The organism is Nonomuraea sp. NPDC052265, from assembly GCF_044547985.1.
Classification (GTDB): domain Bacteria; phylum Actinomycetota; class Actinomycetes; order Streptosporangiales; family Streptosporangiaceae; genus Nonomuraea.
Window position 1 is genome coordinate 1 of the sequence record NZ_JBIUBJ010000037.1, and the last position, 14,701, is coordinate 14,701.

At 73.4% G+C, this 14,701-nt stretch carries 11 protein-coding genes; 3 read left to right on the forward strand and 8 right to left on the reverse strand.

Annotation, left to right across the window (positions count from 1 at the left end; all coding sequences use genetic code 11):
• The first annotated feature begins 139 nt into the window (after positions 1-139).
• Positions 140-1,897 (forward strand): AMP-dependent synthetase/ligase, encoded by a 1,758-nt coding sequence (locus tag ACIHAD_RS46475; RefSeq protein ID WP_397361268.1) that lies wholly within the window; start codon positions 140-142, stop codon positions 1,895-1,897.
• Between the two features lie 110 nt (positions 1,898-2,007).
• Here the strand turns inward: ACIHAD_RS46475 and ACIHAD_RS46480 are convergent, their stop codons facing one another.
• Positions 2,008-2,898, reverse strand: a complete 891-nt coding sequence (locus tag ACIHAD_RS46480; RefSeq protein ID WP_397361269.1) for an NAD(P)-dependent oxidoreductase — start codon at positions 2,896-2,898, stop codon at positions 2,008-2,010.
• Positions 2,899-2,985: 87 nt separating this feature from the next.
• Here ACIHAD_RS46480 and ACIHAD_RS46485 point away from each other — a divergent pair, with 87 nt between their 5' ends.
• Positions 2,986-3,381 (forward strand): MerR family transcriptional regulator, encoded by a 396-nt coding sequence (locus ACIHAD_RS46485; protein WP_397361270.1) that lies wholly within the window; start codon positions 2,986-2,988, stop codon positions 3,379-3,381.
• A gap of 19 nt (positions 3,382-3,400) precedes the next feature.
• Here the strand turns inward: ACIHAD_RS46485 and ACIHAD_RS46490 are convergent, their stop codons facing one another.
• From ACIHAD_RS46490 to meaB, 5 genes are all read right to left on the reverse strand, one after another.
• Positions 3,401-3,688, reverse strand: a complete 288-nt coding sequence (locus ACIHAD_RS46490; protein WP_397361272.1) for a chitinase — start codon at positions 3,686-3,688, stop codon at positions 3,401-3,403.
• A 208-nt stretch (positions 3,689-3,896) separates the two neighbouring features.
• Positions 3,897-4,958: an acyltransferase gene (locus ACIHAD_RS46495; RefSeq protein ID WP_397361273.1), complete on the reverse strand. Its 1,062-nt coding sequence runs from the start codon at positions 4,956-4,958 to the stop codon at positions 3,897-3,899.
• Positions 4,955-5,575 carry a TetR/AcrR family transcriptional regulator gene (locus ACIHAD_RS46500; RefSeq protein WP_397361274.1) on the reverse strand — a complete coding sequence of 207 codons (621 nt, stop codon included), beginning with the start codon at positions 5,573-5,575 and terminating at the stop codon, positions 4,955-4,957. Before ACIHAD_RS46500 ends, ACIHAD_RS46495 begins: the two co-directional genes overlap by 4 nt.
• A 129-nt stretch (positions 5,576-5,704) precedes the next feature.
• On the reverse strand, positions 5,705-7,930 hold the full coding sequence (locus ACIHAD_RS46505) for a CehA/McbA family metallohydrolase (protein ID WP_397361275.1): 2,226 nt from the start codon (positions 7,928-7,930) through the stop codon (positions 5,705-5,707).
• A 153-nt stretch (positions 7,931-8,083) separates the two neighbouring features.
• Positions 8,084-9,052, reverse strand: coding sequence for a methylmalonyl Co-A mutase-associated GTPase MeaB (meaB, locus tag ACIHAD_RS46510; RefSeq protein WP_397361276.1), 969 nt, complete (start codon positions 9,050-9,052; stop codon positions 8,084-8,086).
• A 102-nt stretch (positions 9,053-9,154) separates the two neighbouring features.
• Here meaB and ACIHAD_RS46515 point away from each other — a divergent pair, with 102 nt between their 5' ends.
• Positions 9,155-10,729, forward strand: coding sequence for a protein kinase (locus ACIHAD_RS46515; protein ID WP_397361277.1), 1,575 nt, complete (start codon positions 9,155-9,157; stop codon positions 10,727-10,729).
• Positions 10,730-10,811: 82 nt separating this feature from the next.
• Here ACIHAD_RS46515 and scpA read toward each other — a convergent pair whose 3' ends face one another.
• Together scpA and ACIHAD_RS46525 are read right to left on the reverse strand one after the other, a co-directional pair.
• Positions 10,812-12,956: a methylmalonyl-CoA mutase gene (scpA, locus tag ACIHAD_RS46520; protein ID WP_397361278.1), complete on the reverse strand. Its 2,145-nt coding sequence runs from the start codon at positions 12,954-12,956 to the stop codon at positions 10,812-10,814.
• Complete coding sequence (locus ACIHAD_RS46525; RefSeq protein WP_397361279.1) at positions 12,953-14,668, reverse strand: methylmalonyl-CoA mutase family protein; 1,716 nt, start codon at positions 14,666-14,668, stop codon at positions 12,953-12,955. Before ACIHAD_RS46525 ends, scpA begins: the two co-directional genes overlap by 4 nt.
• Between the last annotated feature and the right edge of the window lie 33 nt (positions 14,669-14,701).

A 14,701-nucleotide genomic window follows, 5' to 3' on the forward strand; every position in this document is an offset into this window, starting at 1 on the left:
AAACCCACAGCCCCTACGACCAGGCAACCGCCTGGTCGCACCGATCAAACGACCTCGCTGCTTGACAACAAACGTCCAGGGATGTCTGACCCGGCGCACTCGTCCTAGAGTCGGCGGCACACCCCTCAGGAGGTCAGGCATGTCCAGCATTCCCTCCCTGCTGCGCGACCGGATCGCGGCCACCCCCGACGCCGAGGCCTATCGGGTGCCGTCGGGCGACGCGTGGACATCCGTGTCGTGGCGCGAGGTCGGCGAGCGGGTCCGCGGGCTGGCGCTGGGGCTGTCCGGGCTCGGCGCCGGGCCCGGCAGGCGCGTGTCGATCCTCTGCTCGACCAGGCTCGAATGGATCCTCGCGGACCTGGCCGTGCTCTCCACGGGCGCGGCCACCACCACGATCTACCCGTCGAACACGGCCGCCGAGTGCGCCTTCGTCATCACCGACTCCGGCAGCACGATCGTCATCGCCGAGAACGACGAGCAGGTGGCCAAGCTCAGGTCCGTGCGGAAGGAACTGCCCGACGTCACCCGCGTGGTCGTGGTCGACGGCTCGGCGAGCGACGACGGCTGGGTGGTCACCCTCGACTCGGTCGGCCGCGGCGAGGGCGACTACGACGCCCTGGTGGACGCCATCGCCCAGGACGACCTGGCCACGCTCATCTACACCTCCGGCACCACCGGACGTCCCAAGGGCGTCGAGCTCACCCACGACAACTGGTTGTTCGCCGCCGGCTCGGTCCGCGAGATCGACCTCCTCTCCCCCGGCGACCTGCACTTCCTGTGGCTGCCGCTGTCCCACTCCTTCGGCAAGCTGCTGGAGGTCGTGATGATCGACATCGGCGTGCCCACCGCGATCGACGGCCGCCTCGACCGCATCGCCGACAACCTCGGCGCGCTGCGCCCGACCGTGATGGCCGCCGCGCCGCGCATCTTCGAGAAGATCCACAACACGGTCGTCGCCACCGTGCGCCGCGAGGGCGGGATCAAGCTGCGCATCTTCGAGTGGGCGCGGGAGACCGGCATCAGGGTCAGCAGGGCGCGGCAGCGCGAGGCGGCCGTCCCGCTCACCACCCGGGTCGAGCACGCGCTGGCCGACCGGCTGGTCTTCGCCAAGCTGCGGGCGCGCTTCGGCGGCCGGATCCGCTTGTTCATCTCCGGGGCCGCGCCGCTGTCGCGGGACGTGGCCGAGTTCTTCGACGGCGCCGGCCTGACCATCCTGGAGGGGTACGGCCTGACCGAGTCGTCGGCGGGCAGCTTCCTCAACCGTCCCGAGTCGGTGCGGTTCGGCACGGTCGGCCCGCCGCTGCCCGGCACCGAGGTCCGCATCGCGGACGACGGCGAGATCCTCATCGGCGGGCGCGGCGTGATGCGCGGCTACCACGGCCTGCCGCGGGAGACGTCCGAGGCGCTGGAGGACGGCTGGCTGCGCACCGGCGACATCGGCGAGCTGGACCAGGCCGGGCGGCTGATGATCACCGACCGCAAGAAGGAGCTGATCAAGACCTCGGGCGGCAAGTACGTCGCGCCCACCTACCTGGAGGGCCGCATCAAGGCCGCCTGCCCGTTCGCCTCGCACGTGTTCGTGCACGGCGACCGCCGCAACTACGTGACGGCGCTCGTCACCCTCGACATGGACGTCGTGCGCCCGTGGGCCGAGGCCGAGTCCCTGCCGGTCGACCCCGCGGCGCTGTGCGGGCACCCGCGCATGCGCGAGGAGGTCGACCGGGCGATCAGGCAGGTCAACGCCGACCAGGCCAGTTACGCCACGGTCAAGAAGTTCGCCATCCTGGCCGACGACTTCACCGTGGAGACGGGCGAGCTGACGGCCAGCCTGAAGATCAGGCGCAAGGCCGTCGTGGAACGCCACGCCGAAACCCTCGACGGCTTCTACGACGACTGACGACGGCGACCGACGACCGCGACCGACGACCGCGCCTGACGACCGCGCCTGACGACGGCGGGCTCCTCGGCCCGCCGTCTCACTTGGCCGACTCCGGGGCCCGCGCCGTCTCACGCCTGGCCGGAGGGCTCGCGGAACTGCTCGATCAGCGCCGTGTAACCCTCGCCGCCGTGGCCCGCCGCGACGGCCTGCCCGGCCAGGGCCCTGATGAAGCGCGGCAGCCGGGCGTCCACGCCGTGCGACTCGCTCTCGCGGACGAGGTGGTCCATGGCGGCCACGTGGGTGTCGATGGTCGAGTCGGTGGCCGGGTGCGCGCCCTCGTCGATCTGCCGCGCGTAGTCGGCCAGCCAGCCGGCCACGGTCTCGACGCCGTTCCGCGCCACCGGGGCGAACGCCGACGCCTCCACCCCGGCGGCCCCGAGCAGCGCGGCGCCCTGGAGGAAGCCGTTCAGGATGTTCCACATCAGGCTCAGCACGCCGACGTCGTAGAGCGCCGACAGGCCGTGGTCCGTCCCGAGGTACGTCGTCGCGCCGCCGAGGCCGCGCAGGGCCGGTTCGTGCAGGTCGAAGGCCGACCGCGGGCCGCTGTAGAGGAGGGCGGCGTCCGGGGTGCCGATGGCGGCGGGGGTGGCCATGATCGCGCCGTCGAGGTAGGCGCCGCCGTGCCCGGCCACCCAGCCGGCTGTGTCGCGGGCCTCCGCGGAGGTGCCCGAGGTGAGGTTGACCAGCACCCGGCCGTCCAGGACGTCGCCCAGCGGGTCGAGGACCTCGCGCACGGCGTCGTACCCGGTCAGGCAGACGACCACGAGCGGGGCGGCGGCCACGGCCTCCCTGGCCGAACCGGCCCGGACGGCCCCGAGCCCGGCCACCCGGTCGGCCCTGGCCGCGGTACGGTTCCACACGGTCGTCGGCCGGCCGTCGCGCAGGAACGCTCCGGCCAGCGCCTCCCCCATCAGGCCCAGGCCCACGACGGTCACGGGGGTGCGGGGATCCTTCGTCATCACAGTCGCTCTCCCAAAAGAGGTGGTTCGGTGGCTATGGGAGAATCGTCAACGTTCAGACCGATATGAAGGTCAAGGGGGACGGCCGTGCTGATCGGGGACCTGAGCCGGCGGACCGGGGTCCGCCCGCACCAACTGCGCTATTACGAGGCCCAGGGCCTGCTGGAGCCCGGCCGCCGCGCCAGCGGCTACCGCGAGTACGACGACGAGGCCGTGCTGACCGTCGCCCAGATCAGGAAGCTGCTCGACGCCGGGCTGTCGACCGGGGAGATCGCGTACCTGCTGCCCTGTGTCACGGGCCCCGACCCCGATCTCGCCCCCTGCCCCGAGCTGCTGGACACCCTGCGCGCCCGGCTGCGCGGCCTCGACGAGCAGATCGGCACGCTCTCCCGCTCCCGCCGCGCCCTGCGCGGCTACCTGGAGACCGCCGAACGGCGCGCGCCGGCCGAGCGGCCGGGCCCCGAGGGGACCGGGCCGGCCTGATCGCGCGCCGGGACGGCGGTCAGCAGGACAGGTTGCCGCCGGGGGCGACGCCGAGGATCCGGGTGAAGCGCTGGTAGGCGTCGACCCGGCTCCGCACCTGGCCGGGGTTGCCACCGTCGCACTCCAGGCTGCCGTTGATGCTGCGGATGGTCTCGCCGAACCCGCGGCCGTTGACCATGGCGGCGTGCGGGGTCATGGTGCCGGGGCCGTTCTGGGTCGTCCAGTACCACAGTGCGGTCTTCCAGGCCACGGACGCGTTCCGTTCCACCTGCCAGCGCCGCCGTTGTAGACCGTCGCGGCGTTCCATGCCGTCGCGCAGGCCGCCGCCCCGGCCGGCGAGGCCGGCACGACGACCGAGAGGACGCCCGCCACCAGCAGCGCGGCGGCGGACAGCGTCAGGCTCCGTCGCACCCGATCACTTCCTTTCCCGGAATTTCTTAAGAAAGTTTCCTAAAAGTTAGCGCGATGGCGGCACGCCGTCAGGCACCCGGCAAGGCCCGAAGTCAAGCCCCGAGTCAGAGGATGCGCCTGGCCCCCGGCAACGACCGGACCGCGTACGCCAGCCCCCAGCACAGCGGCAGCGACACCGCCAGCACCAGGGCGAACTTGACGACCGCCGCCGCGTGCAGCCCCCGCACCGCCCAGGCCACGGCGACCAGCACCAGCGGATGGATGACGTAGACCGCGTAGGCGTGCTCGGACAGGAACCTGCCGCGCGCCCCCTGCCCGGCGAACCGCTCCCTGAACAGCACCGTCAGCCCGACGATCATGCCGACGGCGACCACGGACTCCCACAGCGCCATGGCCGCCGACGCCACCAGGCCCGTGGTGAGGCTCGACACCGGCAGCAGCACCAGGCTCGCCAGGCCCGTGGCGGCGAACCCGGCGCGCGCCGCCCGCCTGGGCAGCGCCTCGAACCAGCCGCGCCGGAAGGCGACCACGCCGGCCGCGAACATCGCCGCGTACTGCGGCAGGAAGTAGGGCGTGGGCAGCCCCAGCACCGGCACGTACGTGCCCTGCGGCACCGGGACCCGCCACAGGACCGTGACCGCCGCCAGCCCCAGGGTGAACAGCACGACGCCCCTGAGGCTCGGCGCCCCGGCCCCCTGCCCGCCGGACCTGCCCGCGCGCCGCCACCACGCGTAGATCAGGGCGAAGACGATCAGCACCTCGACGAACCACATCGGGCCCGGGTCCCACGAGACGACGTACCACTTCCAGAACGGCATGCCGTGGTCCCCGAGCGTCACCAGCGGACGCAGCAGCAGGACGAAGACCAGCAGCGGCACCCCGAGCCTGGCCAGCCGGTCGCGGACGAACGCCCGCCCGCCCTTGCGGTCGTGGGAGCCGGGGGTGAAGAAGCCCGAGATGAGGAAGAAGAACCCCATGAAGAACGCCTGGTTGAAGACCACCAGGAGGTCGAGCGCCACCCCGGAGGGGTCGGTGGCCGGTTCGTTGTAGTACCAGATCGGGATGTTGCCGTACGTGACGGCGACGTGATGGGCGACGACCAGCGCGGTCAGCAGCACGCGCAGGTTGTCGATCGCGAGGAGCCTGGTCCCCGTCTCGGTCTTCATCGCCTGCATGCCCTCTCGAACAGGTCGGCCAGCTCCGCGGCGTGCGCGTCGAGGTCGTGGTCGGGGTTCGCCACCCAGTAGGCGAACATGTTGTCGATGGCGGAGGAGTGGGTGATGGCCATGACGCGCCGGTCGAAGTCGCGGAACTCGCCGGTGGTCTGGCCGTAGGCGTAGATCTGCTCCATCGCCTGGTAGAGCTCCTCGTTGGCCTTGACGCCGTAGCGCGGCCGGCCGTCGGCGGTGCGGAGGTTGTAGAAGATCTCGCCGAGGGCCTTGAGCCGCGTGCGGTGCTCGCGCATGTGCTCGGCGACCGCGAGGATGTGCGTCCGCAACATCGCGGTGGGGCCTTCGACGCCCTCGATCCGCGCCATGACGTGTGCGGCGATCTCGCCGTAGACGCTGTTGACCACCTCCTCCATCAGCTCTTCCTTGCCGGTGAAGTGGTAGGAGATGACCCCCTTGCTGATGCCCGCGTGCTGGGCGATGCGCGCCAGCGACGCCTGGGCGAAGCCGACGTCGGCGATCACCTCCACGGCCGAGGCGATGATCTGCGCCCGCCTGGCCTCCTCGATGAACGAGCGCGCCTTCTGGCCGCTCGGCTGATTTTCTGACCGCATGGCCAAAACCTAGCACACGCGGCCAGAAACGCGGCGCGGCCGGGCTTCAGGAGAGGGGGACGGGCCAGATGAGATGCGGACGCGCCCTCAGGACAGGCGGACCGGCTCTCAGGACGAGCGGACCGGGTCTCAGGACAGGCGGCCCCGGTAGACCTCTCTGGCCTGGTCCAGCAGGGCGACGTGGTCGGCGAGCTGGCCGGGGTCGGTCAGGCGGGCGTGCGACCTGATCAGCTCCTCCAGCAGGTCCAGCCATTCCAGGCACCAGCGCACGTCGTCCCGCCGGGCGACCCGGCGGCCGGCCACGTCCACGTGGACGGGGCTGGTCAGGGCGTAGCCGGTGCCGGTCATGGTGCGCGGGTGCGGGTCGCACACGACCTCGGCCACCACGTACGTCGGCTCGTCCACGCGCAGGTCGGCCGTCACGGTCAGCCGCTCGTCGCCGTCCGGGCGACGATCGTCGGCCAGGAGCCGTTCCGCGCCCGCGCGCACGCCCTCGGCCGTACGGATGCGCACCGCGGCCACCTCCGGGCCGATCGCGGTGGCGGTGACGCGGACGTGGTCGCCGGGGCGGACGTCGATGACGTGGCCGGGGCCGTGCCCGTCCACCGTCAGCTCCAGCCAGGGGCCGGTGGTGGCGAACGTGCGGCCCGCCCGTACCGCGTCGGCGAACGAGCGGGCGGTCAGCTCGCCCTCCACCCGGGCGTAGACGCGGGCCCAGCCGGGCGGGTTGGACTGGTTGTCCGAACGCGTGAAGGAGATCATCGAGTCGGTCCCGGCGGTGACGGCGAGCCGGTTGCCCGCGCCGATCAGCCGCCGGTAGACGGCCGCCGTGGACGCGATCGAGGCGTGGGTGAGCACGTCGAGGCTGTCCACCAGGCCGAGCGCGGCGTCGGCGACCAGCTCGCGGGCGGCGCAGTTGCGCGGCACCTGGGACACGACGGCCCTGGGCGGATCGCCGTCGGCGAGCGGCGTGGCGAAGGGATGGCTGTAGCCGAGCACCGCGCCGAGGCCGCGCAGCTCCCGCAGCCCCTCGGCGTTCGGCGGCCAGTCGGCGTCCCCGGCGAACCCGGTGTGGAAGCGTCCCGGCGCGCGCTCCGGGGCGAAGGCGTAGACGTGGCCGAGCAGGTCGTTGCGGTACTCGACGCCCATCCGGGCCAAATGGGTGGCGTCGGACCAGGGCAGGTCCTCCCCCGCCCAGTGGTCGAGGGCCTCCCGGTCGTAGACGCGCGGCCCGGAGACGTTCCCGGCGAGCAGGTTGAGCACGTGCAGGTCCTCGCCGTGCTGGGCGGCGGCCGCGTCGGCGGGCAGGCCCACCAGGTCGCCGGCCCAGTTGAGGTGGACGTGCATGTCGCCGCCGTACCAGCCGCGGGCGGCGGCGTCGTAGAGCCGTTGCGGGGAGAGCCGGACCACGCGTTCCTCGCCCGGGTCCAGGGTGGCCTCCACCGCGGACTCGGCGTACTCCATGCCCCGGGTGACGGTGATCGTCAGCGGCTCGGCCGGGACGTCGAGGGTGAGGCCGTCGCCGTGGAAGTACGGCCTGCCGTGGTAGTCGTGGCGGCTCGGGACGCCCGGCGGGTACCAGCCGCGGCCGTCCGCGGAGGCGACGCTCCACCGGCACGGCTGCCCCGCCACCAGGGTGAGCCGGGCGGCGGGGACCTGGCGGAGCAGGGGATCGAGCCGGACGCGCTGCCCGTCGGCCACGATCACGCTGCCTGCGTCGACCTCGGCCAGCCAGGCGCCGTGGGGGGCCAGCTCGCGGTGGGCGTCGTCCACGGTGACCGGGCAGGGGGCGTCGCGGGCGGAGTCGACGAGCAGGAAGATCTTCTCCTCACCCCGCCCGGGGGGCGGCGGAACGTGGGGGTCCGCGGCGGCCGGCGCGGGCCGGGCGCCGCCGGTCGCGGCGGCGGCCTGTGCGGGGTGGGCGCCGCCGGGCGCGGGCGGGACCGGCAGTTCGCCCACCCAGCGCGGGCCCGTGCCGGAGGACGGCCCGCCGGGGGTCAGGACCGTTCTCGGCGCCCCCCGCAGCTCGATCCGGTCCGGGCCGATCCGCAGCGCGGCCAGGTGCGGCGGCAGCTCGCCGCCCAGGGTGTCGCGCAGCACCCGGTCGTAGTCCGGCTCGGCGAGGTGGGCGGCGAGCCGGTCGATCGGCTGCCCCTGGTGCAGGCGGGCGGCCTCCTCGAAGGCCAGGCGCCAGAACGTACCGAACAACGAGGGCGGCAGCACCCTGCGCCTGGCGAAGAACTTCACGTAGTGGATCTCCGGCTCGCCCCAGGTGATGCCGTGCTCGGCCAGCAGCCGACCGTACTCCTCCAGGGCCCCCGCGACCGTTTCGGGCAGCATCGGTTCCGCACACATCTGCGCTTCTCCCCACGTCGGTTGCGCGACATCGTGACATGTCACGCCCGAGCCGTCGGATCGGCGATGACGCTGCGGATACGGATATTTCTCCCCCGGACGCAAGTCTGTTCCTCCGGGGCGCAGACCTCCCGGCGACCACCCCCCTGGGGGTCAGGGCCGCCTGAACACCGACAGCAGGCGGTCGGCGGCGAGCGCCGGGGTCAGCTCCCCCGCCAGCACCTCCCGCTCGACCTCCGCCCTGATCGCCGCCACCTCGGGGTCGTGGCGCAGCTCGGCGAGCAGGCGGTCGCGGACCAGCGTCCAGGTCCACTGGACCTGCTGGCGGCGGCGCTTGGCGGCCAGGTCGAGCGAGTCCTGATGGGCCAGGATCCGCCGCCACAGCCCCTCCAGACCGTCCCCGGTGAGCCCGCTGCAGGTCAGGACGGGCGGTGGTCCGGAATCCGAGCGCAACATGCGCAGCGCCCCCGCCAGTTCCCTGGCCGCCTTCCTGGCCGCGAGCTCGTGCTCGCCGTCGGCCTTGTTGACCGCGATCACGTCGGCCAGCTCCAGCACGCCCTTCTTGATCCCCTGGAGCTGGTCCCCGGTACGGGCCAGCGTGAGCAGCAGGAACGTGTCCACCATGTCGGCCACGGCGGTCTCCGACTGCCCGACGCCGACGGTCTCGACCAGCACCACGTCGAACCCGGCGGCCTCCACCACGACCATGGCCTCCCTGGTCGCCTGCGTCACGCCGCCGAGCGTGCCGGAGGTCGGCGACGGGCGGATGAACGCGGCGGGGTCGGCCGACAGCCGGGCCATCCGGGTCTTGTCACCGAGGATGCTGCCGCCCGTCCTGGTCGAGGAGGGGTCGACGGCCAGCACGGCCACCCGGTGCCCCTGGCCGGTGAGGTACGTGCCGAGCGCGTCGATGAACGTGGACTTCCCCACGCCGGGCACGCCCGAGACGCCGATCCGGCGGGCCCGGCCGGACAGCGGGGTGAGCTCGACGAGCAGCCGCTGGGCCAGCGCCATGTGGTCGGGCCTGGTCGACTCGACCAGGGTGATCGCGCGGGCGATCCACGTACGGGAGCCTGCACGTACGCCTTGGGCGTAGTCCTCCAGCGAGCGCACCCGGTTCACCCCTTTCTTCTGGTTTGATCAGCCTAACTTCTGACAAGTCTCGACATTTGCCAGTAAGGTGCTGGAGTTCTGATCACAGCCGTCACAGGAGTCACTCCCCTCATGCCCAACGTCGAACCCCTCCGCGAGGGCGACCCGGCAGCGGTGGGACCCTACCGGCTGGCCGGGCGGCTCGGCGCGGGCGGCCACGGTGTCGTCTACCTGGCGCGCGGGCGCGACGGCGGTCCGGTGGCCGTCAAGGTGCTCGCCGAGGGCGTCGCCGCGGGTGAGCCGTTCGCCAGGGAGATCGCCGCCGCGCGTGCCTTGGAGCCGTCCTGCGTCGCGCGGGTGCTCGACGCCTCGGCCAGGGGGCGGCCGTACATCGTGACCGAGTACGTGGACGGGCGCTCGCTGCAGGAGACCGGCGCGCTGCGCGGCGGGGACGGCCTGCGGCGGCTGGCCGTGGCGACCGCCACGGCGCTGGCCGGCGCGCACCGGGCCGGTGTCGCGCACCGCGACTTCAAGCCGGCCAACGTGCTGCTCGGGGCGGACGGGCCGCAGGTGACCGACTTCGGCGTCTCCGCGGCGTTCGGGACGGGGGTGAGCGCGACCGGCAGCATCACGGGCACGCCCGCGTACATGGCGCCGGAGCAGCTCTCGGGGCAGGAGGCGGGGGCGCCGGCGGACGTGTTCGCGTGGGCGTCGGTGATCGTGTTCGCGGCGACGGGGATGCCGCCGTTCGGCGACGACTCGCTGCCGGCTGTGATCAACCGCATCCTGCACGACGAGCCCCGCACCGGCGACCTGCCGCAGCCGCTGCTCGGCGTGGTCCTCGCCTGCCTCGCCAAGGACCCCGCCCGCCGCCCGGCCATGGCCGACGTCCTCCGCCACCTGATCGGCGCCCCGCCGGCCGCCGCGTCGGGGACCACCGGGCTGCGACTGGTCGCGGGCGCACCGCCCCTTTCCCCCGGGGAACCGCCGCGGACGGAAAGCTCGGCCCAGCGGGGCCCCGCGCCCATGACCGGGCCGGACCCCCAAACGCCCGCGCCCAACGTCAGGCCCGACCCGCAGGCGCCCGCGCCCAAGGTCAGGCCCGACCCGCAGGCGCCCGCGCCCAAGGTCAGGGTGCGGCGGCGGGTGAAGACGGCGATGGTGGCCGGGGTCTCCGGGGTGACCGTGCTGGTGCTGGCGGGCGCGATCGTGTGGCTGACGCCCTCGACGCCCACGCCCAAGGCCACCCACGTGGCGGACGTGACCAGCGCCCCCACCCCGGCCTCCGCCCCCACCCCCACACGGCGTCCCCGGCACACCCGTACGCCCGGACCCGGGCCGGGGTCGGAGAGCACGCCCAGCACGACGCCCGCCCCCGACCGCCTCACCCTGGCCTCACTGCGCCCGTCCGGCGGCACCAGGAACGGCGACTGCTGGGACGGCGCGGTACGGCTCCAGGCCACGGTGACCAGGTCCGGCGCCCCCGTCACCCTCCGGTACGCCTGGATCGTCGACGGCACGGTCACCGCCCGCTCCTCGGCCACGGTCGCCGAGACCGGCCCCCGGCACCTGACCTCGCCGACCGCCGTGACGGGCTCGGGCGCCCACAGCGTCACGCTCCGGATCACCGCGCCCGTCGCCCGCCAGCGCACCATCGCCGTCACCGTCTGCGACGACGCCCCTCTCGGACGCCCGCCGACCCCCTGACGAGCACCGCCCCCTCGACACCCACCGAAACTACGAAACCCGCCGAAACTACGACACCCGTCGCAATCAGGGCGCCGGAGGGCTAGTGACGGTCGCCGAGGGTCTGGAGGAGGTCGAGGGCGGCGTCGGCGATCACCGTTCCCGGCGGGAAGATGGCGGCGGCGCCGGCGGCGCGGAGCTCGTCGTGGTCGCCCGGCGGGATGACGCCGCCCACCACGATCATGATGTCCTCGGCGTCGAGTTCGGCCAGGGCGTGCCGGAGCGCGGGCACCAGGGTGAGGTGCCCGGCCGCCAGCGACGAGACGCCCACGATGTGCACGTCGGCCTCGACCGCCTGCCTTGCCACCTCTTCCGGCGTCTGGAACAGCGGGCCGACGTCGACGTCGAAGCCGAGGTCGGCGAAGGCGGTGGCGATCACCTTCTGGCCCCGGTCGTGGCCGTCCTGGCCCATCTTGGCGACCAGGATGCGCGGGCGGCGGCCCTCGTGCCGCTCGAAGTCGGCGCAGGCCCGGCGCACGCGCTCGATGGCCTCGGCCGGCCCGGACTCGTCGCGGTACACACCGGAGATGGTACGCACCTGCTCGGCGTGGCGGCCGAACACCCGCTCCAGAGCGTCGGAGATCTCGCCGACGGTGGCCTTGGCGCGGGCGGCGTCGACGGCCAGCTTGAGCAGGTTGGCGTCGAGGCCGGGCGCGGGGTTGTCGGCGGCCTTGGTGAGCGCGTCGAGCGCGCGCTGCACGGCCTCGCCGTCGCGTTCGGCCCTGAGCCGGGCCAGCTTGTCGAGCTGCTGGGCGCGTACGGCGCTGTTGTCGACCTTGAGCACCTCGATGGGCTCGTCGTCGGCGGCGCGGTACTTGTTGACCCCGATGACCGGCTGGCGGCCGGAGTCGATGCGGGCCTGGGTACGGGCCGCGGCCTCCTCGATGCGGAGCTTGGGCAGGCCCGCCTCGATGGCCCTGGCCATGCCGCCGGCCGCCTCGACCTCCTCGATGTGGGCCCAGGCGCGCTCGGCGAGGTCGTGGGTGAGGCGCTCGACGTAGTAGGAGCCGCCCCAGGGGTCGATCACCTGGGTGGTGCCCGACTCCTGCTGGAGGAGGAGCTGGGTGTTGCGGGCGATACGGGCGGAGAAGTCGGTGGGCAGCGCGAGCGCCTCGTCGAGGGCGTTGGTGTGCAGCGACTGGGTGTGGCCCTGGGTGGCGGCCATGGCCTCGACGCAGGTGCGGGCGACGTTGTTGAAGACGTCCTGGGCGGTGAGCGACCAGCCGGAGGTCTGGCTGTGCGTACGCAGGCTCAGCGACTTGGGGTTGGCCGCCCCGAACCGCGACACCAGCCTGGCCCACAACAACCGGGCGGCACGCAGCTTGGCGACCTCCATGAAGAAGTTCATGCCGATGCACCAGAAGAACGACAGCCGGGGGGCGAACCGGTCGACGTCCATCCCGGCGGCGATCCCGGCGCGCAGGTACTCGACGCCGTCGGCGAGGGTGTAGGCGAGTTCGAGGTCGCAGGTCGCCCCGGCTTCCTGGATGTGATAGCCAGAAATGCTGATCGAGTTGAATTTCGGCATCTTCTCGCTCGCATAAGCGAAAATATCCGAAATTATGCGCATCGAGGGGGCCGGCGGGTAGATGTACGTGTTGCGGACCATGAACTCCTTGAGGATGTCGTTCTGGATGGTCCCGGCCAGCTCCTCCGGCGCGACGCCCTGCTCCTCGGCCGCCACGATGTACATCGCGAGCACGGGCAGCACCGCGCCGTTCATGGTCATCGACACCGACATGCGGTCGAGCGGGATGCCGTCGAAGAGCTGCCGCATGTCGTAGATGGAGTCGATCGCCACCCCCGCCATGCCGACGTCGCCGGCCACGCGCGGATGGTCGGAGTCGTAGCCCCGGTGCGTGGCCAGGTCGAAGGCGACCGACAGGCCCTTCTGCCCGGCCGCCAGGTTGCGCCGGTAGAAGGCGTTGGAGTCCTCGGCGGTGGAGAAGCCCGCGTACTGGCGGATCGTCCAGGGCTGGTTGACGTACATGGTGGGGTAGGGCCCGCGCAGGTACGGGGCCGCGCCGGGGTAGGTGCGCAGGAAGTCGAGCCCGTCGAGGTCGGCCGCCGTGTAGAGCGGCTTGACCGCGATGCCCTCGGGCGTCTCCCACGCCTCCCCTTCAGGGCCGGGCCCCGCGCCGGAACCGGCCGCCGGGCCGAGCGGGACGCCGGAGAAGTCGGGGATCATCGCAGCACCTCCAGGTCCTCGAACGTCTGACGGAGCACGGCGAGCGCGTCGCACCCCGCGTAGAGGCAGGCGTCCACGCCCTCGTAGTCACCCTTCCCCGCCAGCCAGACGCGTCTCGCCCCCGCGTGCCGCAGCGCGGTGGCCACGGCGCGGGCGTGCTGGGCGTACAGCTTGTCGGTGGAGCACAGGCAGGCCACGGTGGCGCCGCTCACGGCGAAGGCGGTGGCGATCTGCTCGGGGTCGGCGCCCGGCCCGGCGGTCTCGGTGGCCAGGCCGCCGGAGTGGAAGAGGTTGGCGGCGAACGAGGCCCGCGCGGTGTGCGCGGCGACCGGCCCGATGGTGGCCAGGAACACCTTGGGACGCTCGGGCAGGGCGTCGGCGACGTCGCGCAACGCCTCGAACTCCTGGGCGTAGCGCGCCACGGGCCGCGCGGCGGGAGCGGGGGGCCGGCTCAGCGGCTTCTCGCCGGGGTCGGGGAACTCGCTGACGCCGGTGATCGGGAAGCGGCGGTGGGCGATGTCGTCGTCGCGGCGGGCGCGGGTGGCCGCGACGCGCCGGTCGATCAGCTCGCCGGCGGCCTCCACGCCTCCGGCGGTCTCGATCTCCTGGAACCACGCCCAGGCCCGCTCGGCCAGGTCGGCGGTGCGGCGCTCGACGTACCAGGAGCCGCCGGCGGGGTCGGTCACCCGTCCGATCCCCGACTCCTCCAGCAGCAGCGACTGCGTGTTGCGGGCGATGCGCCGGGAGAAGGCGTCGGGCAGGCCGAGCGCGGCGTCGAACGGCTGCACGGTGACCGCCTCCGCCCCGCCGACGCCCGCCGCGAAGCAGGCCAGGGTGGTGCGCAACATGTTCACCCAGGGGTCGCGGGCGGTCATCATGGCGGCGCTGGTGACGGCGTGCTGGCGCTGCCCGCCGTGTTCGGCGGCGCCGCACACCTCGGCCACCCTGGCCCACAACCGGCGCGCCGCCCGCAGCTTGGCGATGGTGGCGAACTGGTCGGCGGTGGCGGCGTACCGGAAGTCTATCTGGCCTAGCGCTTGCTCAACGGTAAGGCCGGCGCCGGTCAGCGTCCGCAGCTCGGCCACGCCGCGCGCGATCGAGCAGCCCAGTTCCTCGGCGTCGGCGGCGCCCACGTCGTGGTACGGCGTGGCGTCGACCATGACCGCCCGCAACCCCGGGAACGCGGCGCAACGCCCGGCCAGCCCGGCCGCCTCGCCGCCGCTCGCGCCCAGGTTCCCGCTGAGCGTGACGCCCCGCTCGGCGGCCAGGCCGAACAGCACCTCGGCGGCCTCCCGCGTCCGCTCCCCCGCCTCCAGGACGATCGGGGCCAGGTCGAGGTAGACGTCCTTCAGGACGGCGGGCAGCGCGTCCACCGGGATCGCGTCGTCGCCGACGACCAGCCAGAGCGAGGTGACGCCGTTCTCCAGGTCGGCCAGGACCGCCTCGGGGTCGGCCACCGCGTGCCGCTGCCGGACGTCCCAGCCGGGCACCGCCCGCGCCCCCCGCGTGAACGGCGGAGCGCCCGGCATCCCGGGATCGCCCGGCAGGTCGCCCGCGTCGTAGAGCGGCGCGACCGTCACGCCGTCGTAGGTCGGGCTGGACAGCGCCTCGTCGGGCGAGCCCGCCTCGACCCCCGACCTGCGCAGGACCTCGACCGCCAGCCTCCGCCAGTCGTCACGATCGGTGGGAGGAAACCCCGCTGCCAGTTCCATGCAACGGATAGTAGGCGCTGCCGGGCGGCCGCA

Coding starts and splice junctions, on each gene's coding strand:
- ACIHAD_RS46475 (WP_397361268.1), top strand. CDS start 140: ATGTCCAGCATTCCCTCCCTGCTGCGCGACCGGATCGCGGCCACCCCC.
- ACIHAD_RS46480 (WP_397361269.1), bottom strand. CDS start 2,898: ATGACGAAGGATCCCCGCACCCCCGTGACCGTCGTGGGCCTGGGCCTG.
- ACIHAD_RS46490 (WP_397361272.1), bottom strand. CDS start 3,688: ATGGAACGCCGCGACGGTCTACAACGGCGGCGCTGGCAGGTGGAACGG.
- ACIHAD_RS46495 (WP_397361273.1), bottom strand. CDS start 4,958: ATGAAGACCGAGACGGGGACCAGGCTCCTCGCGATCGACAACCTGCGC.
- ACIHAD_RS46500 (WP_397361274.1), bottom strand. CDS start 5,575: ATGCGGTCAGAAAATCAGCCGAGCGGCCAGAAGGCGCGCTCGTTCATC.
- ACIHAD_RS46505 (WP_397361275.1), bottom strand. CDS start 7,930: ATGTGTGCGGAACCGATGCTGCCCGAAACGGTCGCGGGGGCCCTGGAG.
- ACIHAD_RS46515 (WP_397361277.1), top strand. CDS start 9,155: ATGCCCAACGTCGAACCCCTCCGCGAGGGCGACCCGGCAGCGGTGGGA.
- scpA (WP_397361278.1), bottom strand. CDS start 12,956: ATGATCCCCGACTTCTCCGGCGTCCCGCTCGGCCCGGCGGCCGGTTCC.
- ACIHAD_RS46525 (WP_397361279.1), bottom strand. CDS start 14,668: ATGGAACTGGCAGCGGGGTTTCCTCCCACCGATCGTGACGACTGGCGG.